The following is a 19,957-nucleotide window of genomic DNA, read 5'->3' as shown; positions in this document are numbered from 1 at the left end:
ATGGCTTTGCTACAGCTGGAGCGTATCAGCGCACAGTACCCCGGCAGCCCGGAACCGGTGCTGTCGGACATTTCCCTGACCCTGGGGCCCCAGCAATTGCTGGTGGCCCTCGGCCCGTCCGGCAGTGGCAAGACTTCGCTGTTGAACCTGATTGCCGGATTCGTCGAACCGAGCGCCGGGCGCATCACCCTCGACGGCGTGCCGGTCAAAGGCCCGAGCGCCGAGCGCGGCGTGGTGTTTCAGGACGACGCCTTGCTGCCCTGGCAAGACGTGCTGGCCAACGTCGGTTTCGGTCTGGAACTGGCAGGCGTTTCCCGTGAAAAACGGGAAGTTCGCGCCAGGGAAATGCTCGTACTGGTGGACCTCGCCGGCTTTGATCAGCGTCGTATCTGGCAGCTCTCCGGTGGCCAGAAGCAACGCGTCGGCCTCGCCCGCGCCCTCGCCGCCGAGCCGCGCGTACTGCTGATGGACGAGCCGTTTGGCGCCCTCGATGCCTTCACCCGCGAACAGATGCAAGAGCTGTTGCTGCAAATCTGGCGCCGCACCGCCAAACCGGTATTCCTGATTACCCACGACATTGAAGAAGCGGTGTTCCTCGCCACTGACCTGATTCTGCTGGCGCCGAACCCCGGGCAAATCGTCGAGCGCCTGAGCCTGGATTTCGGTCAACGTTACGCCGCTGGCGAGTCGGCACGGGCGATCAAGTCCGATCCGCGTTTTATCGAAACCCGCGAACACGTGCTCGCCAAAGTGTTCTCCCAACGCAGCGCCGCCCAGCGGCAGGAGCGCGCATGAGCAGTTATGAAATCCCCGCCGCGACGGTCAAACCGAACTCGCCCGTGATTACACCTCGCCGCAGCCTCAGCACGCGCAGCATCAGTGTGTTGACCCTGATCGCGTTACTGGCGATCTGGTGGGCCGTCACCAGCAGCGGCTTGATCGAGCCACTGTTCTTGCCGCCGCCGTCCGCCGTGTTGCAAAAAGGCTGGCTGCTGGCGACCACCGGCTACATGGATTCGACCTTGTGGCAGCACCTTGGCGCCAGTTTGAGCCGCATCGGTCTGGGCCTCGGCTTTGCGGTGCTGACCGCCGTACCGGTCGGCATCGCCATCGGCCACAACCGCGTCGCTCGCGGCATTCTCGATCCGCTGATCGAGTTCTACCGCCCGATCCCGCCGCTGGCTTATCTGCCTCTGATCGTGATCTGGTGCGGCATCGGCGAGCTGTCGAAAGTCCTGTTGATCTACCTGGCGATCTTCGCCCCGATTGCCATCGCTACCGCGACTGGTGTGCGTAACGTTGACCCGGCCAAATTGCGTGCCGCGCAGTCTCTGGGTGCGACGCGGGCGCAGTTGATTCGCCATGTGATTTTGCCGAGCGCGCTGCCGGACATTCTGACTGGCGTACGCATTGGCCTGGGTGTGGGCTGGTCGACGCTGGTCGCCGCCGAACTGATCGCCGCCACCAGCGGGCTGGGCTTCATGGTGCAGTCAGCGGCGCAGTTCCTGGTCACCGATGTGGTGGTGCTGGGGATTCTGGTGATCGCGCTGATCGCCTTCGCCATGGAAATGGGCCTGCGCGCCCTGCAACGCAAACTCGTGCCGTGGCACGGCCAGGCGCACTGAAAATTTATTTGAAAGCCGCTCCCACAGGATTTGGCGTACCGAATTGAAGAGAACCACCATGAGCCACCTGTCCATCACTCCTTTAAGTTCAGCCCTCGGCGCACAGATCAGTGGCATCGACATCAGCCAGCCTCTGAATCTGGAACAGCGCGACGCCATCGAGCAGGCGTTGCTCAAGCACCAGGTGCTGTTCTTCCGCGACCAGCCGATCACGCCACAGCAACAGGCGCGATTCGCCGCCAACTTTGGCGACCTGCACATTCACCCGATCTACCCGAACGTGCCGGAACAACCGCAAGTACTGATCCTCGACACCGCCGTCACCGACGTGCGTGACAACGCGATCTGGCACACCGACGTGACGTTCCTGCCGACCCCGGCCATGGGCGCCGTACTCAGTGCCAAGTTACTGCCAGAGTTCGGCGGCGACACGTTGTGGGCCAGCGGTATTGCAGCGTATGAAGCGCTGTCGGCGCCGATGAAAAACCTGCTTGAAGGGCTGACCGCGACGCATGATTTCACTCGTTCGTTCCCGCTGGAGCGCTACGGCAATACCCCTGAAGCGTTGGCGCAGTGGGAGGAGGCACGGCGCAAGAATCCGCCGCTGTCGCACCCGGTGATTCGCACACACCCAGTGAGCGGGCGCCGCTCGTTGTTCGTCAACGAGGGGTTTACGTCGAAGATCAACGAGCTGTCGGAAACCGAAAGCGAGGCGATTCTGAAGTTGTTGTTTGCCCACGCGACACGGCCGGAATTCACCATTCGCTGGCGCTGGCAGAAAGACGATGTGGCGTTCTGGGATAACCGCGTGACGCAGCATTATGCGGTGGATGACTATCGCCCGGCGCGGCGCGTGATGCAGCGGGCTACGGTGTTGGGGGATGTGCCGTTTTTTCGGTGAGCCCTGAGTTTTGTATTGATTGTTCTGGCCCCTTCGCGAGCAGGCTCGCTCCCACATTGGGTATGTGTTGACCGAGGTTCTGCGGCCAACCGATAACCCTGTGGGAGCGAGCCTGCTCGCGAAGGCGATCCAACAGGCGCCAGAATATCCGGCGCCGAACACTCACTCAGCCGTCGAAGGCTTCTCCCAAAGATTGATCCCGCCTTCCTGGGCAAACCGGTCAATCTCCGCCAGTTCTTCAGCACTGAAGCTCAGATTTTTCAACGCCCCGACGTTCTCGATGATCTGCTCCGGCCGGCTCGCACCGATCAGGGCTGAAGTCACGCGCGGGTCGCGCAGGGTCCAGGCCAATGCCAGTTGAGCCAGGCTCTGGCCGCGACGCTTGGCGATTTCATTGAGCCCGCGCACGTGGGCGATGTTGGCCTCTGACAAGTGCGAAGACTGCAACGAACCACCGCCCGGACGATTGACCCGCGCATCCTTCGGAATGCCGTTGAGGTATTTGTCGGTGAGCAACCCCTGCGCCAGCGGCGTGAAGGCAATCACCCCGGCACCGAGCTCATCGGTGACGTCCAGCAGGTCTTTTTCCACCCAGCGATTGAGCAGGTTGTAGGCCGGCTGGTGGATCAGCAACGGCACTTTCCACTCTTGCAGCAACGCGGCGATTTCGCGGGTTTTCACCCCGGAATAGGACGAGATGCCGATGTACAGCGCCTTGCCCTGCTGCACGGCAGTGGCCAGGGCGCTGGCGGTTTCTTCCAGCGGGGTGTCCGGGTCGAAGCGGTGCGAATAGAAAATGTCCACGTAATCCAGGCCCAGGCGTTGCAGGCTCTGGTCGAGGCTGGCCAGCACGTATTTGCGCGAACCACCGCCCTGGCCGTACGGGCCGGGCCACATGTCCCAACCGGCCTTGCTGGAGATGATCAGCTCATCGCGGTATTGCTTGAAGTCTTCGCGCAGCAAACGACCGAAGTTGATCTCGGCGCTGCCGTACGGCGGGCCGTAGTTGTTGGCCAGGTCGAAGTGGTTGATGCCCAGGTCGAATGCGGTGCGCAGCAGCGAACGCTGGGTGTCGATCGGCGTGCTGTCGCCGAAGTTGTGCCACAGGCCCAGAGACAGCGCCGGCAGTACCAGGCCGCTGCGGCCCACGCGGCGGTAAGGGATAGAGTCATAGCGGTTTTCGGCAGCGGTGTAAGTCATCGAATCCTCTCTTGTCTGGATACAGCTCACTAAGGTCGGACATCAACTCTGTGGTGAGGGCGCTTGCTCCCGCTGGGTCGCGAAGCGGCCCCAAAACCTGCGACTGCTGCGCAGCCAAGCGGGAGCAAGCTCCCTCGCCACAAAAGCCCGTCTTTGCATTTACACAAATCTGTTGCCTGGCCTCGCCAGCCCAAGGTTCTGGCGCAAGGTCCGGCCTTCGTACTCTGTTCTGAACAACCCACGCCGTTGCAGTTCCGGGACCACGCCTTTAGCGAAGTCTTCGAGCCCGCCCGGCAGGTGTGGCACCAGCACGTTGAAGCCATCTGCCGCGCCGTGTTCAAACCACTCCTGCAACTGGTCGGCAATCTGCACCGGCGTGCCGATCAGGCTGAAATGCCCACGACCACCGGCAATCCTGCGGCCCAGTTCGGCGAGGCTCAGGGCCTCCCGGCCAGCCAGTTCCGTCAGCAGTTTCTGCCGACTTTGCTGACCACTGTCCGTCAGCGGCAACGGCGGCAACGGTCCATCCAGCGGGTACTTCGACAAGTCGAAGTTGCCCAGCATACGCCCAAGCAACGCGACGCCAACCTCGGGTTCGACTAATTGCTGAAACGTTTCATATTTCTCTCGCGCCTGGCTTTGCGTGTCGCCGACCACGACAAAAACACCGGGCATGATTTTCAACGAATCAGCGCTGCGCCCGTATTGATTCAAACGTCCCTTGAGATCGGCGTAAAACGCCTGCGCATGGGCCAGTGATGTCTGCGCAGTGAACACCACTTCGGCTGTCTGCGCCGCCAGTTGCCGACCGGCTTCGGAAGAACCGGCCTGCACGATCACCGGCTGCCCTTGCGGCGAGCGCGCTACGTTCAGTGGACCCTTGACCTGGAAGTGCTCGCCGACATGATCCAGCACATGCACTTTGGCCGGGTCGTAATAGGCGCCACTGGCCTTGTCGCGAACAAAGGCATCGTCCTCCCAACTGTCCCAAAGCCCGGTCACCACCTGATGAAATTCCCGCGCCCGGCTGTAGCGCTCCGCGTGAGCGAAATGTTGCTCGCGACCGAAATTCAGCGCTTCGGCGGCGTTGTCGGACGTCACCAGGTTCCACCCCGCTCGCCCGCCGGACAGGTGATCCAGCGAGGCGAATTTGCGCGCGACGTGATACGGCTCGTTGTAGCTGGTGGTGGCCGTGGCGATCAGGCCGATATGTTCGGTCACCACACTCAGCGCCGACAGCAGGGTCAACGGCTCGAAGTGGTCCGAACGCGCCATGCGGCTGGCGATGTCACCGCTGGGCGCCGCCACGCTGTCGGCGAAAAACACCGCGTCAAACCGGGCCGCCTCGGCGATCTGCGCCAGGTGTTTGTAGTAGGCGAAATCCAGCCCGGCATTGGCCGGTACGTCGGGGTGACGCCAGGCCGCGATGTGGTGCCCGGTGGCCATCAGAAAAGCGCCGAGTTTGAGTTGACGAGCCATGGTCAGAAGTCCTTGCGCAGTTGCACACCGAAGTAGCGCTCGTCGTCCCGTGGCACGGCGCGGTAGATATAGTTGCCGCCGCTGGCCAACAGCGGTGAATAGGACTTGTCGGCGAGGTTCTTGCCCAGCAATGCCACGCGCCAGCCGTTGCTGTAATCGGCCAATGCCACGCTGGCATTCCAGATGCCGTAGGCGCCTTGTTTGGTGTCGGCGTTCTGGCTGATGTCGTACTGCACTTCGCTCTGCCAGCTGTAGTCGGTGCCCAGTTCGATATCCAGGCCGTTGTCCAGCGCGATGGTGTAGTCGGCACGCATGTAGCTTTTCCAGTCCGGGCTGAACGGCAGTGGCTTGCCATCGACGTTGCACGACGCCGCCGCGCCCACCGGGCAGGCGAATTCGTCGATCCGCGCGCGGGTATAGGCCAGGGCGCCGGAGAACTTCAGTTGTTGGGTGGCTTGCAGCGCGTAATCGAGTTCGACGCCTTCGGTGCTGACACTGCCAGCGTTGATCAAGCGGGTCACGACTTGCCCGGCGACAGTGTCGAAGAAGTTCGCCTGGTAGTTGTCGTAATCGCTGTGGAAAACCGCCAGGTTGGTGGTCAGACGATTGTTCCAGCTCGTGGCCTTGATGCCGGCTTCCCAGGTGTTGGACGTCTCCGGTTTCAGCGCCTCGGTGTCTCGCGGCTGCATGTTGAAGAACACGTTGTAGGCCGGCCCTTTGTAACCGCGCGAGTAGGTCAGGTAAGTGGTGATCGTATCGCTCAGGTCGTACTGCACGCCGAGCCGCCCAGACCAGCCATCCTCATCCACCGAGCCGGAACTGCCGGTGCCCGGCTGGATGCCGCTGACGGTGATGGCTGACGTGGAAACACGTTGGTGATCGTACTCCAGCTCGTCATGGGTCCAGCGCAGACCGGCGATGCCGCGAAAGTTCGACGTGAAGTTCAGCGTGTTTTCACCGAACACCGCATAGCTGTCGCTGGTGGTGCCGTAATCGGCGACGCCACGGTTGACGCTGGTGGGGGCGGTCAGGGTGCGTTGATAGGTTTCCTGGTCCTTGCCGTGCATGTAGAACAGGCCGCCGACGTATTCGAGGAATTCGCCTTTGGGCGAGGCCAGCCGCAGCTCTTGCGAGTACTGATCGAACGTCAGATCGCCCTTGTCGGCAGTGCCGGGGAATGCGGCGGTCACGGTAGAGAGGCGGTCGCCGTCCTGATATTGGGTGTTGTCCCAACCGCGCCACGCAGTGATCGAGGTCAGGGTGTAATCGCCGAGGTTCCAGTCGAGCTGGGCGGACAAGCCTTTGTTGATGTCGTCGACGTGGGTACGGGTCTCGGTGTTGATGTCTCGGTTGTCGCTGGCGCCGCGCACCGGGTTCAGCGCATTGGCGAAGGCCGGCGTCAGGGACTGGCTGACCACGCCGTTGGGGGCGTCGTCGTGGGACTGCATGTAGTCGGCGATCAGCGTGAGTTTGATATCGTCATTGGGCGTGAATTCCAGTTTGCCGCGCACGCCTTTGTGGTTATAGCCATTCACTTCCTGACCGTTGTATTTGTTGTCGACATTACCGTCGTAGCTGCCGAACAGCGTGGTGATCGAGCCCTTGAGCGTGCCCGGAATCAGGCTGCCACCGAGGCCGAATTGGGTGCGGCTTTCGTTGCCGCTGTAGTAGGACTGATCGATGTAGCCGTGGGTCTCGTTGGTCGGTTCCTTGCTGGTGATGTTCAGCACGCCCGCCGACGCGTTCTTGCCGAACAGTGTGCCTTGCGGGCCGCGCAAGACCTCGACGCGCTCCAGGTCCAGCAGGTCGAGGGTCGCCTGCCCCGGACGGGCATAGACCACGCCGTCGATCACCGTGGCCACGGTCGGCTCGACGCCCGGCGAGGTGGAAATGGTGCCGACGCCACGGACGAACAACGACGTGTCCTTGTTCGAGGCACCGGTACGGAAGTTCAGCGACGGCACTTGCTGGACAATGCTCGCCACGCCGTTGCGGTTATCGCGTTCAAGCTGCTCGCCATCAATCACCGACACGGCCACCGGGACTTTCTGCAGCGACTCTTCGCGGCGAGTGGCGGTCACTGTGACGGGTTTGAGGGTCGGCTCCTGATCACTGCTGTCGGCCGCCGTCGCGTTCGACAACGGCAGCGCCGCCAGCCCGGCGATCAGCCAGCTCGCAGCGCGAATCGATTGCGCCAGTGTTTGTGAATCCCCGGAAATCTTGTGCATGCTCTGCCCGCTCGAAAATTGCCCTGAACCGCTGCCGTTCTACGTCGACAACGCCTGTGAATGTGTCTGGGGCATTCGCTCGAGCGAGTAGCAGACAGAACGCTTTGTTAGCGCTAACATCGACAGTATCGGCAAGCGCGACATAGACCGTCCAATACTGAAAAATTACTTTTATATGCGTTTTGGTTTTTAAGAAGGACCTGACCTTGAGCGAAGAAAAACCCCGAAAACGCCGTGGCGCCGGGCGCGTAACATTGAATACCGTGGCCCGGCAGGCCGAGGTTTCGGCGATTACCGTGTCGCGTTATTTCAATCAGCCGGAGCAGGTTTCTCCTGAGCGCCGCGAACGCATTGCGGCGGTGGTTGCCGAACTGGGCTACGTGCCGAACCTGGTGGCCGGTGGGTTGGCGTCGGCACGCGGGAAGATCGTCGGCATGGTGATTCCGAACATCTCCGGGCCGATCTTCGCCAATACCATTCAGGGCTTCAGCGACACCCTCAGTCGCCATGGTTATCAGCTGTTGCTGGCGTCGAGTTACTTCAGCGCCGAACAGGAAGAAAGTGCGGTGCGCGCATTCCTCGGCTGGTCACCGGCAGCGTTGGTGCTGACCAGTCACTTCCATAGCGCGGCGACGGAAAAGATGATCGCCGAAGCAGATATTCCGGTGATTGAAACCTGGGATTACCAACCCGAGCGCGAGCCGCTGCAGATCGGCTTTTCGCACATTGAAGTGGGTGTAGCGGCTGCACGGTATCTGCATGGCAAAGGCTATCGGCGCATTGCCTTTGTGCAGAACAGCGCGCCGGGGGATTTCAGTGCGCTGGAGCGTCGCGACGGCTATCTGGCGACGCTGCGGGAGCTGGGTCTGAAACCCAGGGTGTTCGCACCGGATGCGGATCGCCCACCGTTCGAGGCCGGCAAGCAGGCAATGGAAGCGCTGATGAACGCTTCGCCCCGCCCCGACGCAATTATCTTCGCCAACGACAACCTCGCGGCGGGCGGGTTATTGGCCGGGCAACGCGCCGGGATCAAAATACCGGAGGACTGCGCCGTGCTGGGGTTTGGCGATTACCCGTTCGCCGAGATGTTGCTGCCGAGCTTGAGCACCATCAAGCCACCGGCGCTGGAGATCGGCGTGCTGGCGGCGAAGCGGGTGCTGGAAAGCCTCGGCGTGCTGGCGGTGGAGAATGAGGTGCAGCGCTTGAATCTGCTGGAATGCCGGGTGATTGAGCGGGAAAGCACCTGACGGTATTGCACAAAAAACTGTGGGAGCAGCGGTGCGACCTGCTCGCGAAGAAGCCTTAACATCCAACATCTCTGTTTACTGACACACCGCCTTGGCGAGCAGGTCGAATCGTCGCACCGTCGCTCCCACAGGGGGATTGAGTCAGGCAGATAATTCACGCAGCGCTGCGGCCGCCAGAAAGCCGGATCTTGAGCTGTAACGCTGATCCCGCCTCACGGTCTGATCTATTCGCTCAAGCAGTTGCTCAGGCAACGTGGCGTTGAACCGAACCGATTTGCCGAAGTAAGGCGTGATATCGAACTCAACCACTCCCCACACACCGCCCGCGTAATCAGGATTATCGAGGTGGGCGTCAATCTCTTGAACCTGAGGCAGAGGGTCGCCGTCGGCTACCAGACCTTCGTAATGCAGCGCCAATGCTTCTTTCACGCTTTCAAATGCCTGGGACACAGTAGCGCCCGCAGAGAAGCAACCCGGCACATCCGGGATAATCACTCCGTACTCTGAGTCGGCATCCTTGTGCAGAACGACCGGGAATTTCATTTGATTGAATCCTTCCAGTGATGTGTCCTTATCGGGACTTTGCAATCCAATGACGGGGTTCATTTCAGGCCCGCCTGTTTCAATATGCCGTTGATCGTCCCTTTGGGAAGATCCGAGTCAGGGTGCTTGATCGTCACCCTGCCTGATTTGAACGAATGCTTATATTGATGGTGGCTGCCTTTCACTGCCACCAGATACCAACCATCGTGCTCGATCATCCTGATCATTTCCCGACTTCGCATTTCCGTCGCCCTTTCAACAGCAAGAGCGAATTACTCTAGGCTCAATGGCACGACCTTAATACACACCATACACACTCAGATAAATATTAGCCGATAGGCGCTGCACCTATTCATCCTCCCTGACCAGCGGCTACTGGGCTCCCGCAGCCACCTCCTCCAACCAATCTACAAACACCGGAGCCGTGACGACAGGTGTCGACTGTGCCGGCAAATCAGCGGACATGGCGCGCAGCGACGCCTATGCTCGATAGGAAAGGGTGAGGGATAACGTCGGCTATGGTGCGGCGCAGATGCGGGATGTTTCGGAGCGTGCGCATTGGTATTGATGATTTGCTTGAGCAGAGACTGCAGTGACGCCTTCGCGAGCAGGCTCGCTCCCACGGGGAATTCTTGAATGCCACTGATCCATGTGGGAGCGAGCCTGCTCGCGAAAGCGGCCTGACAGGCAACACAAATCAAAAGGGGCGGACCACACCATGCACACAACAATCATCATCTTCTTCGGCCTGGTCCTGCTCGCGCTGATGCTGTACATCGGCGAACGAATCGGCTTCAGCCGCCAGACCCTGACCTACAGCTTCGTGGTCCTGTGGCTGGCACTGACGGTGATCAATGGCGCTATCGGCGTGGTCACTGCCGGCCAGCCCGTGAGTTCGGAACTGGTGGTCGGCAGTGTCGTGTTCGGCGTGCCGGTGGCGGCGCTGGTGTTGTTCATGACGCTGAGCAACACCTGAACGCCGCTCTTCGATCAACGCACCAAGTGCAAGAACTGCATGTGCCGTTCGTACTGATCGAGGATGTCGTTGATGATCTGTTCCTTGGTGTAGCCCACCAGATCATAGTCCTGACTGCCCTCGGCCAGAAGCACCTCGGCCCGGTAGTAGCGGCGGTTGTTGAGCTGCTTGGAACCCATGCCGCCACGGGCGAACGACGGCGTGAAATAGCCGCGCATCTGCACCTGATAGATGAACGGATGCTCCTCGCCATGGCCGATTTCCAGGCTGACGCTGTCATTGACCGGGTCCGGTTGCGTGACGACATTCAGGCCCTTCTCGACGAACACCGCCGTCACTTCCTCAATCGCCGGGCGTACCGTCGTATCGAGGAAGCGATACACCTCATCGCGTGACGGGAAATGCACCGCCTGACTCAAGCGCTGACGCCAGCCGCCCTTGCCACGTCGCGACCCGGACACCGGCGCCAGGGAGTGCAACTGCGCAATCTGCTTCTGCGACTCCAGATAGAACGCCTTGTGCAGTCCCCACATCATCAACAGCAAAATCATCGAGAACGGCAACGACGTCAGCACCACCGCCGACTTCAGCGCATCGATGCTGCCGGAGAACAGCAGCGCACTGGTCACCAGTGCAGTCATTGCGCCCCAGAACACCCGCAGCCATTTCGGCCCGTCTTCGTCTGGGTTGCCACCCTTGGCCGACAGCGTCGAAAGCACCACGGTGCCGGAGTCGGCGGAGGTGACGAAGAACACGAAGCTGATGAACACCGTCACGGCGATGACGGTTTTGCTCCACGGATACGTTTCCAGCAGCAAATAGAGGGTCATCGACGGGTTGTCGATGGCCGACATGCCCAGCGCGCTCATGCCGTGGTTGAGCACCTGATCGATGGCGCTGTTGCCGAAGATCGACATCCACGCCAGGGTGAAACCCAACGGAATCAACAGCACGCCGAAAACGAATTCGCGGATGGTCCGGCCACGGGAAATCCGTGCGATGAACAGGCCCACGAACGGCGACCATGCAATCCACCAGGCCCAATAGAACACCGTCCAGCCGCCCAGCCAGTCGCTGGGTTTGTCATAGGCGTACAGATCGAAACTCTTCATCGGCAAGGCGCCGAGGTAGTCACCGATGTTCTGGATCAGGGTGTTGAGCAGGTGCTGCGTGGGGCCGGCGAACAACACGAACAGCAGCAGCGCACAGGCCAGCAGCATGTTGATGTCGGACATCACCCGCACGCCTTTATCGACGCCCGATACCGCCACAAGAATCGCCGCGCCCATCATCAATGTGATCAGGCCGACCTGAATCCACTGGGTGTGGGGGATGCCGAGCAGGTAATCCAGGCCCGAATTAAGGTGCAACACACCGAAACCCATGTCGGCACCCAGACCGAACACCGTGGCGATGATGCCGAAGCCATCCACCGCGTAACCGATGGGACCGTTGATCCGTTTGCCGATCAGCGGGTACAGCGCCGAACGCAAGGCCAGCGGCAGGTTATGCCGGTAGGCGAAGTAAGCCAGCGCCATGCCGACGAAGGCGAACACGCCCCAGCCGTGCAGGCCCCAATGCAGAAACAGAATCTGCATCGCCTGGCGCGCCGCTTCGGGCGTGCCGGCCGTGCCTTGCGGCGGTTGCAGCATGTGGGTCAGCGGTTCGGACACGCAAAAGAAAAACAGCGTGATGCTGATCCCGGCGGCGAACAGCATGCCGGCCCATGACAGGTAACTGAATTCGGGCTCGTCGTGGTCGGCACCGAGCTTGATCTTGCCGTAGCCGGACAAGGCGGTGACCACCACGAAGACCAGATACAGGGTCATCGCGAGCATGTAGTACCAGCCGACCGTGTTGGCCGCCCAGTTTTGCGCTTCCAGTAGCCAGGCGCCGGCCTGTTTCGGCATGGCAATGACAACGATGCCGAACAGCAGGATGAAGGTCGCGGCGAAGTAGAACACCGGCGGGTTCATGCGGACCTGGCCGCTTGCGGGGGTGGACGATGCACTCATGAAACGCGCACCTCGAGGGGGTGGAACATGGCTTTCAGTAACGGACTCGGCAAAGGCAAGCCTCCTGTTGTGAGCGGGCAGCAAACCGGCGGTTTAACTTGAATGAACGTTCAAGTTAAACATGGATGGGCTCTGAGGACTAATCGCATGGCTCGGCGGTAGTTTTCCTACGCTAGCTCAAGGAAGGGTATGACGCGGGGTTTGGCGCATTCGTTCAGTGAAGAATTAGCTAAATGCCATTATTGCGGTTTGGCTTGAAATCGTTCGCGAGCAGGCTCGCTGCCACATTGGATCAGTGGCGCTCACAAATCCCCTGTGGGAGCGAGCCTGCTCGCGAAGAGGCCGGCTCAGTCAGCCGAGATCCGGGAATTCATTTCTGCGTCCCGTCATCATGCTGCAAGTTCGCCTGTGTCAGGTTGCACCCCGCCGGCACGCTGCGGGTCAACCAGACGTTGCCACCAATGGTCGAGCCCTGGCCAATGGTGATCCGCCCCAGAATCGTCGCCCCGGCATAAATCACCACATCGTCCTCGACAATCGGATGCCGCGGATGGCCCTTCTGCAACTGGCCGTCTTCGTCCGCCGGGAAACGCTTGGCGCCGAGTGTCACTGCCTGGTAGATCCGCACTCGCTCGCCGATGATCGCGGTTTCGCCTATCACCACGCCCGTCCCGTGATCGATAAAAAAGCTGCGGCCGATCTGCGCGCCGGGGTGAATGTCGATACCGGTGGCCGAGTGCGCGATTTCTGCGCTGATCCGCGCCAGCAATGGCAAACCTGCGCGGTACAAATGGTGCGCCAGACGATGGTGAATCACCGCCAGAATCCCCGGATAGCACAGCAGCACTTCATCAACGCTGCGCGCCGCCGGGTCGCCGTGATAAGCGGCCAGCACGTCGGTGTCCAGCAGGCTGCGCAGCCCCGGCAAGGCCAGGGCAAAGTCCTGGATGATCTGGATCGCACGAGCCTCGACCTCGTTGTCGGCCTGGGCGCTGTGGCGGGCGACGTAGCGCAATTCCAGGCGCGCCTGAGCCAGCAAGGCGTTCAACGCCACGTCGAGGGTGTGGCCGACGTAGAAGTCTTCACTCTCCTCGCGCAGATCCACCGGCCCCAGTCGCATCGGAAACAACGCGCCACACAACGCTTCCAGGATGTCCGCCATGGCCGCGCGGGACGGCAACTCGCGACCGCCCTGCTCACCGCTGGCCCGGCCATTCTGGGTACGCCACTGATCACGCGCGGTGCGCAACTGGCTGACGATGGTCTGCAATTGCCAATGGCTGGAACGCTCACTCACGGTAAAAACTCCTCACAGGCGACCGGACTGTCTGGCCGCTTTTATGGCGATCACTTTACGGCATGCCAGCGAGGCAAAATTAAGAACCAATAGTGCTGTTCAAAGAACATTTGGCTATAAGCAATTGGCGGTTGCCCGCGCATATAGCCGTGCCTATAGTCCTGACATCTTTCCCCGCCAGTACGGACCCATGATCAAACAACAGCTTGCCCGCTTTAATCGTCTCGACCTGCTCAGCCACCCGACCGCCCTGGAAAAGCTCGAGCGCCTGTCGAACTGGCTGGGCCGCGACGTGTACGTCAAACGCGATGACCTGACCCCACTGGCCATGGGCGGCAACAAGCTGCGCAAACTTGAGTACCTGGCGGCAGATGCGTTGTCCCAAGGCGCCGACACGTTGATCACGGCGGGCGCTCTGCAATCCAACCACGTCCGCCAGACCGCTGCGCTGGCCGCGAAGCTGGGGCTGGGCTGCGTGGCGCTGCTGGAGAATCCGATTGGCACCGACGATGCCAACTACATCGGCAACGGCAACCGCCTGTTACTGGACCTGTTCGATGCCAAGGTCGAACTGGTCGAGAATCTGGACAACGCCGACGAACAACTGCAAGCCCTGGCCGCACGTCTGCGCAGCAACGGCAAGAAGCCGTACCTGGTGCCGATCGGTGGTTCCAACGCCTTGGGCGCTTTGGGTTATGTACGAGCGGGTCTGGAACTGGCCGAGCAGATCAAGGACACCGGCCTGCAATTTGCCGCTGTGGTGCTGGCATCAGGCAGCGCTGGCACTCACAGCGGCCTGGCGCTGGCCTTGAGCGAAGCGCTGCCGCAATTACCGGTGATCGGTGTGACGGTGTCGCGCAGTGACGAAGATCAGCGGCCGAAGGTTGAGGGTTTGGCGCAGCGCACTGCCGAGTTGTTGGGCGTCAGCCTGCCGACGAGTTTCAAGATTGAACTGTGGGACGAGTATTTCGCCCCGCGCTATGGCGAACCGAATGCCGGAACGCTGGCCGCGGTGAAGCTGCTGGCGAGTCAGGAAGGCCTGCTGCTGGACCCGGTCTACACTGGCAAGGCCATGGCCGGGTTGCTCGACGGGATTGGCCGCGGGCGTTTCGAGGATGGGCCGATCATCTTCCTGCACACCGGTGGGGCGCCGGCGTTGTTTGCGTATAACACGGCGTTCTGAGCTGGAGGCGTCGATCTTTGTGGTGAGGGGATTTAGCCCCTCACCACAGGGGCTGCGCTGCACGCATATTCCACAAAAGAATAACAAAAAGATTATTAAGTATTTTCCTATCTAACAACACCATCATATAGTCGCGCCGCAGGCGAATTTGCTGCGAGACGCATAAGCTGCTTTGAGGCAGGATATTGCAGTCGTTCAAATCCCGAATTTGCCAACATTCCTAAAGCGTCTTCCATAAGAAAACACAGGGGCTTGTCATGAATTTTTCCGCACTACGTCGCAACCTGCTGGTCGGTTCGCTGGGCCTGGCGCTGAGCGCCGGTCTGATGGGGCATGCGGTTGCCGGTGAGCAGCTGCAAAAAATCAAGGACGCAGGCGTGATCAACGTCGGCCTGGAAGGCACTTATCCGCCGTTCAGCTTCGTCGATGCCGACGGTAAACTGTCCGGCTTCGAAGTCGAGCTCTCCGAAGCCCTGGCCCAAAAGTTGGGCGTCAAGGCCAAGATTCAGCCAACCAAGTGGGACGGCATCCTCGCGGCTCTGGAATCAAAGCGCCTGGACGTAGTGATCAACCAGGTGACCATCTCCGACGAACGCAAGAAGAAGTATGACTTCTCCGAGCCGTACACCATCTCCGGGATTCAGGCGCTGGTGCTCAAGAGCAAGGAAGCCGCGCTGAACATCAAGACAGCCGCAGACCTGTCCGGCAAGAAAGTCGGTGTAGGCCTTGGCACCAACTACGAACAGTGGGTCAGAGCCAATGTGCCGGGTGCCGATGTGCGCACCTACGACGATGATCCGACCAAGTTCGCCGATCTGAACAATGGCCGTACCGATGCCATCCTGATCGACCGTCTGGCGGCGCTTGAATACGCCAAGAAAGCACCAAAAACCACAGCTGCCGGCCAGGCATTCTCCCGCCAGGAGTCCGGCATTGCCCTGCGTAAAGGTGAGCCAGAACTGCTGGCTGCGCTGAACAAGGCCCTCGACGAGCTGCGTGCCGACGGCACACTGGCCAAGATCTCGGAAAAATACTTCCAAGCTGACGTCACCCAATAATGGAAGAAGCTTTCCAACTCGCACTGGACTCCGCGCCCTTCCTGCTGAAGGGCGCGTACTACACGGTCATCTTGAGCCTGGGCGGGATGTTCTTCGGCCTGGTGATGGGCTTCGGTCTGGCGTTGATGCGCCTGTCGCGGTTCAAATCGGTCAGCTGGCTGGCCCGCATCTACGTGTCGTTCTTTCGTGGCACGCCGTTGCTGGTGCAACTGTTCGTGATCTATTACGGCTTGCCGCAATTGGGCATCGAACTTGACCCGCTGCCAGCGGCCCTGATCGGCTTCTCGCTGAACATGGCCGCCTACGCCTGCGAAATCCTGCGCGCCGCCATCAGCTCCATCGAGCGCGGTCAATGGGAAGCTGCCGCCAGTATCGGCATGACCCGCGCGCAGACCCTGCGCCGGGCCATCCTGCCGCAAGCGATGCGCACAGCCCTGCCGCCGCTGGGCAACAGCTTCATTTCGCTGGTCAAGGACACCGCGCTGGCCGCCACCATCCAGGTGCCGGAACTGTTCCGCCAGGCGCAATTGATCACCGCCCGGACTTTCGAAGTCTTCACCATGTATCTCGCCGCCGCGCTGATCTACTGGATTCTGGCCACGGTGCTTTCGCACCTGCAGAACAAGTTGGAAGAGCGGGTCAATCGGCATGACCAGGAGTCCTGACCCCATGATTGTCGTGGAAAAACTGACAAAGCAGTTCAAGGGTCAAGTGGTGCTCAACGGCATCGATCTGGAGGTCAAGGAAGGCGAGGTGGTTGCAATCATCGGCCCCAGTGGCTCGGGCAAGACCACCTTCCTGCGCTGCCTGAACTTCCTTGAAGCCCCCACCAGCGGCCGGATCAAGGTCGGCGACATCGAGATCGATACCAGCCGCCCGCTGAACCAGCAGCAGAGCCTGGTGCGTCGTTTGCGCCAGCACGTGGGTTTCGTGTTCCAGAACTTCAATCTGTTCCCCCATCGCACGGCCCTGGAAAACGTCATCGAAGGCCCGATCGTCGTGAAGAAAATCCCGCACGCCGACGCCGTTGCCCTGGGCAAGAAACTGCTGGCCAGGGTTGGCCTGGCAGGCAAGGAAGACGCCTACCCACGGCGCCTCTCGGGCGGTCAGCAACAGCGCGTGGCGATTGCCCGGGCGCTGGCGATGGAACCGGAAGTGATCCTGTTCGACGAACCGACATCGGCTCTCGACCCGGAGCTGGTGGGTGAAGTGCTGGCGACCATTCGCAGCCTGGCCGAGGAGAAACGCACCATGGTCATTGTCACTCACGAAATGGGCTTTGCCCGGGACGTGGCCAACCGCGTGGTGTTTTTCGACAAGGGCGTGATCGTCGAGCAAGGCGAATCCAAGGCACTGTTTGCCAACCCGAAAGAAGAACGGACACGACAATTTCTGAGCAAGTTCCTGAATAACACGCACAACTAAAATACCCGTGCAACACCGGTTAACTTCCACGGATGGAAGTGCCACCCTCCTTGTATAAAACCTCACCACAACTATTTAAATGTACACACAGCCTATACAACTTTTTGTGAGCGCTGGCGGTACATATATATGTCCTGCAACACGTTAGCTGCCATGAAGCCCACCGGCCTCTCGATCGTCTCCGGAGCAATGTTATCGGCCACGCCGCGCACAAAACCGGTATTTCTGCGGGCATATTCGCCAGAGCCACGGGGTTTATTAACTTCAGCGCGTAGGAACTTTCTGAATAACACTTATTCCTGCGTTTAACTAACTCGCTCTATTGACACTTATTCGCGCGCACTCTTATCTAGTCACTGCCAAGCCCTATTCAACACGCTCACTCATTATTTCAATTCAAAGTAATGAACAGTTTTGCTGTTCGGAATTCACGTTTTTTGATTTTCCAGAAACGGACTTCGTTGCAAGACTTCAAGGAGACTCCATGAAAAGTACCTCGAACAAACCCGAACTGGTAGCGCCGTTCCTGGCGCAATCTCACAAGAGCGGCGTCAACATCACCTCGGCTGCCCACCTGCTGATCGAGGTCGCGCCCTACCCCGGCATGGATGAAGGCGACCTGATCGAGCTGTATTGGGACAGCTGCTACGTCGCGTCCCGAACCCTGACCCCGGTGGATATCGGCAGCTCCGTGCAGTTGCGCGTGCCGGAAAGCTTTGTGGCCAACGGCACCTCACGGGTGCATTACCGGGTCATGCAGGTCGGGCAAGGGCCAGCGCTGTCGGCCACCGCACGCGTGCAGATCAAACTCGACTGCCCCGGCGGCCAGCCATCGGCCCTGTCCGGCGATGAAAACCAGGGCCTTGCACCGGTCAATATTCCCGAAACCATTGCGCGCCAAGGGGTCAATCCGAATCAGATCAAACGCGGCGTACCACTGACCATCGAGCCGTACCTGAACATGGCCGTCGACGACGAAATCACCCTGCGCTGGGGTGATGTGCGCATGGACCTGCCGTTGCTCAAGGCCGAGGACATCGGGCAGCCGATCCACGTGTGGGTGCCCCCGGCGATCATCCTCGAAGCCGGCGAAGACCTGCGACTGGAAGTGACGTATTGCATCCTTGATCGAGTGGGCAACAACTCACGCTGGGCGCCGCCGAGGATGCTGAAGATCGGCTGCGCCAATCCTTATCTGAAGCTGCCGTTGAGGGAGGAGCTGAAGGCAGCTGAATCTCGCAGAAATTGAGGTTCTTCAGGGCGGCCCAAAACCTGTGGGAGCAAGCTCGCTCCCACAGCGATTGCATCCAGCCCAATGCCTTCTATGCATATTCCTAGAAGTTAGTTTATTAAATATTTCCACGCGTTTAGGGTATATGCACCGGACCACCGGACATTCTTGTTTTTCGTTCGCCGCCATCATCGCGGCGTTTTCATGAGATGTGAGGTAGGTATGGTCCGGAACACAATCACCCCAGTGCAAATCGCCAGGGCATTGCGTGCAGCCAAGGAGCGGCACTGATGTCCAGTCTGGCAGAAGCAACCATCCAGAGTGATCTGGATATCGCCCCGTTATTGTTGCCCGCACAGGTATTGCGCAACGACGCGCAAGCCATCAAGGCCGCCCACGAGCTGGCGCAAACCGCCCGCCTGCAAGCCGCCAAACGTGACCAGCAGCGCAAGCTGCCGTGGTCGGAAATCGAACAGTTCACCCGCAGCGGCCTGGGCAGCATTGCCATCCCTCGCGAGTACGGTGGCCCGCAGGTTTCGTTCGTCACCGTCGCCGATGTGTTCGCGATCATTTCCGCAGCCGACCCGGCACTCGGACAGATCCCGCAGAACCAGTTCGGCATTCTCCAACTGATCCTCGGCAGCGCCACCGAAGCGCAGAAAAAGCAGCTGTTCAAAAGCGTGCTCGAAGGCTGGCGCATCGGTAACGCGGGGCCGGAGCGCGGCACCAAAAACACCCTGGAACTCAAGGCTCGGATTACCGCCGACGGCGACGGCTATGTCATCAACGGCCAGAAGTTTTATTCCACCGGCGCACTGTTCGCGCACTGGGTCGCGGTCAAGGCACTGAACGACGACGGCAAGCAAGTGCTGGCCTTCGTTCGTCGCGGCACGCCAGGCTTGCGCATCGTTGACGACTGGTCGGGTTTCGGCCAGCGCACCACCGCCAGTGGCACCATTTTGCTCAACAACGTGCGGGTCGACGCCGAACTGGTGGTCGAAAACTGGAAGATCAACGACAGCCCGAACATTCAAGGTGCCGCCTCGCAACTGATTCAAGCCGCCATCGACGCCGGCATCGCCCGGGGCGCCATCGACGACGCCATCGAGTTCGTCAAAACCCGCGCCCGGCCATGGATCGACGCCAAGGTCGAACGGGCCAGCGACGACCTGTATGTGATCGCCGACATCGGCAAACTGAAAATCGAACTGCACGCCGCCGAAGCCCTGTTGCGCAAAGCCGGGCAAGTGCTGGATCAGGTCAGCGCCGTGCCGATCACCGTCGACTCCGCTGCCCGCGCCTCCATCGCCGTGGCCGAAGCCAAAGTGCTCACCACCGAGATCTCACTGCTGGCCAGCGAAAAGCTTTTCGAACTGGCCGGCAGCCGCGCCACCCTCGCCGAATTCAACCTCGACCGCCACTGGCGCAACGCCCGCGTGCACACCCTGCACGACCCCGTTCGCTGGAAATATCACGCGGTAGGCACCTATCACCTCAACGGCACTTTGCCGGCCCGGCATTCCTGGATCTGACCGACCAGACCACTGGA

General features: G+C 60.4%; 18 protein-coding genes. 11 read left to right on the top strand and 7 right to left on the bottom strand.

What is annotated here, in order from left to right; all coding sequences use genetic code 11:
• From tauB to tauD, 3 genes are read left to right on the top strand one after another with little or no spacing between them, the layout of a single operon-like run.
• A complete protein-coding gene (gene tauB, locus POF45_RS17395) occupies nt 1-795 on the top strand; it encodes a taurine ABC transporter ATP-binding subunit (RefSeq protein ID WP_282316242.1) in 795 nt (264 codons plus the stop codon).
• Entirely contained in the window at nt 792-1,625 is an 834-nt protein-coding gene (tauC, locus tag POF45_RS17390) for a taurine ABC transporter permease TauC (protein ID WP_259498233.1), read from the top strand. Before tauB ends, tauC begins: the two co-directional genes overlap by 4 nt.
• 58 nt (nt 1,626-1,683) lie before the next feature.
• The gene (gene tauD, locus POF45_RS17385; protein WP_259498231.1) at nt 1,684-2,526 is read left to right on the top strand and encodes a taurine dioxygenase; all 843 of its coding nucleotides are present in this window, start codon (nt 1,684-1,686) and stop codon (nt 2,524-2,526) included.
• Nucleotides 2,527-2,688: 162 nt separating this feature from the next.
• On the opposite strand, the gene mgrA is transcribed toward tauD, so the two are convergent.
• The 3 genes from mgrA to POF45_RS17370 all read right to left on the bottom strand — a co-directional run bounded on the left by mgrA (nt 2,689) and on the right by POF45_RS17370 (nt 7,433).
• Nucleotides 2,689-3,726 carry an L-glyceraldehyde 3-phosphate reductase gene (mgrA, locus tag POF45_RS17380; RefSeq protein ID WP_259498229.1) on the bottom strand — a complete coding sequence of 346 codons (1,038 nt, stop codon included), beginning with the start codon at nt 3,724-3,726 and terminating at the stop codon, nt 2,689-2,691.
• A gap of 159 nt (nt 3,727-3,885) precedes the next feature.
• Nucleotides 3,886-5,205, bottom strand: a complete 1,320-nt coding sequence (locus tag POF45_RS17375; RefSeq protein WP_282316241.1) for an LLM class flavin-dependent oxidoreductase — start codon at nt 5,203-5,205, stop codon at nt 3,886-3,888.
• 2 nt (nt 5,206-5,207) lie between these two features.
• Complete coding sequence (locus tag POF45_RS17370; protein ID WP_282316240.1) at nt 5,208-7,433, bottom strand: TonB-dependent receptor; 2,226 nt, start codon at nt 7,431-7,433, stop codon at nt 5,208-5,210.
• Nucleotides 7,434-7,639: 206 nt separating this feature from the next.
• On the opposite strand from POF45_RS17370, the gene POF45_RS17365 reads away from it, so the two are divergent.
• Nucleotides 7,640-8,680 carry a LacI family DNA-binding transcriptional regulator gene (locus POF45_RS17365; protein ID WP_282316239.1) on the top strand — a complete coding sequence of 347 codons (1,041 nt, stop codon included), beginning with the start codon at nt 7,640-7,642 and terminating at the stop codon, nt 8,678-8,680.
• A gap of 141 nt (nt 8,681-8,821) precedes the next feature.
• On the opposite strand, the gene POF45_RS17360 is transcribed toward POF45_RS17365, so the two are convergent.
• Nucleotides 8,822-9,286 (bottom strand): type II toxin-antitoxin system HicB family antitoxin, encoded by a 465-nt coding sequence (locus POF45_RS17360; protein ID WP_409077911.1) that lies wholly within the window; start codon nt 9,284-9,286, stop codon nt 8,822-8,824.
• Nucleotides 9,283-9,465: a type II toxin-antitoxin system HicA family toxin gene (locus tag POF45_RS17355; protein ID WP_282316238.1), complete on the bottom strand. Its 183-nt coding sequence runs from the start codon at nt 9,463-9,465 to the stop codon at nt 9,283-9,285. Before POF45_RS17355 ends, POF45_RS17360 begins: the two co-directional genes overlap by 4 nt.
• A 476-nt stretch (nt 9,466-9,941) precedes the next feature.
• Here POF45_RS17355 and POF45_RS17350 point away from each other — a divergent pair, with 476 nt between their 5' ends.
• Entirely contained in the window at nt 9,942-10,199 is a 258-nt protein-coding gene (locus POF45_RS17350) for a hypothetical protein (protein WP_259498219.1), read from the top strand.
• 14 nt (nt 10,200-10,213) lie between these two features.
• Here POF45_RS17350 and betT read toward each other — a convergent pair whose 3' ends face one another.
• Both betT and epsC read right to left on the bottom strand, forming a co-directional pair.
• Nucleotides 10,214-12,175, bottom strand: a complete 1,962-nt coding sequence (betT, locus tag POF45_RS17345; RefSeq protein WP_259503072.1) for a choline transporter BetT — start codon at nt 12,173-12,175, stop codon at nt 10,214-10,216.
• A gap of 409 nt (nt 12,176-12,584) precedes the next feature.
• Nucleotides 12,585-13,511, bottom strand: a complete 927-nt coding sequence (epsC, locus tag POF45_RS17340; RefSeq protein ID WP_259498217.1) for a serine O-acetyltransferase EpsC — start codon at nt 13,509-13,511, stop codon at nt 12,585-12,587.
• Nucleotides 13,512-13,701: 190 nt separating this feature from the next.
• Here epsC and POF45_RS17335 point away from each other — a divergent pair, with 190 nt between their 5' ends.
• The 6 genes from POF45_RS17335 to POF45_RS17310 all read left to right on the top strand — a co-directional run bounded on the left by POF45_RS17335 (nt 13,702) and on the right by POF45_RS17310 (nt 19,940).
• Nucleotides 13,702-14,694: a D-cysteine desulfhydrase gene (locus POF45_RS17335; protein ID WP_282316237.1), complete on the top strand. Its 993-nt coding sequence runs from the start codon at nt 13,702-13,704 to the stop codon at nt 14,692-14,694.
• Between the two features lie 257 nt (nt 14,695-14,951).
• Nucleotides 14,952-15,752 carry a cystine ABC transporter substrate-binding protein gene (tcyJ, locus tag POF45_RS17330; protein WP_259498214.1) on the top strand — a complete coding sequence of 267 codons (801 nt, stop codon included), beginning with the start codon at nt 14,952-14,954 and terminating at the stop codon, nt 15,750-15,752.
• Entirely contained in the window at nt 15,752-16,417 is a 666-nt protein-coding gene (gene tcyL / locus POF45_RS17325; RefSeq protein WP_282316236.1) for a cystine ABC transporter permease, read from the top strand. The genes tcyJ and tcyL overlap by 1 nt, the downstream gene beginning before the upstream one ends.
• 4 nt (nt 16,418-16,421) lie before the next feature.
• The gene (tcyN, locus tag POF45_RS17320) at nt 16,422-17,177 is read left to right on the top strand and encodes an L-cystine ABC transporter ATP-binding protein TcyN (RefSeq protein ID WP_259498211.1); all 756 of its coding nucleotides are present in this window, start codon (nt 16,422-16,424) and stop codon (nt 17,175-17,177) included.
• 484 nt (nt 17,178-17,661) lie between these two features.
• The gene (locus POF45_RS17315) at nt 17,662-18,426 is read left to right on the top strand and encodes a hypothetical protein (RefSeq protein WP_282316235.1); all 765 of its coding nucleotides are present in this window, start codon (nt 17,662-17,664) and stop codon (nt 18,424-18,426) included.
• Between the two features lie 272 nt (nt 18,427-18,698).
• Nucleotides 18,699-19,940, top strand: a complete 1,242-nt coding sequence (locus POF45_RS17310) for an SfnB family sulfur acquisition oxidoreductase (protein WP_282316234.1) — start codon at nt 18,699-18,701, stop codon at nt 19,938-19,940.
• Nucleotides 19,941-19,957: the final 17 nt, after the last annotated feature.

It is taken from the genome of Pseudomonas fungipugnans (assembly GCF_029955235.1).
GTDB classification, from domain to species: domain Bacteria; phylum Pseudomonadota; class Gammaproteobacteria; order Pseudomonadales; family Pseudomonadaceae; genus Aquipseudomonas; species Aquipseudomonas fungipugnans.
The sequence above is the reverse complement of the archived record's forward strand: the minus strand, read 5'-3'. Positions and strand labels throughout refer to the sequence as shown.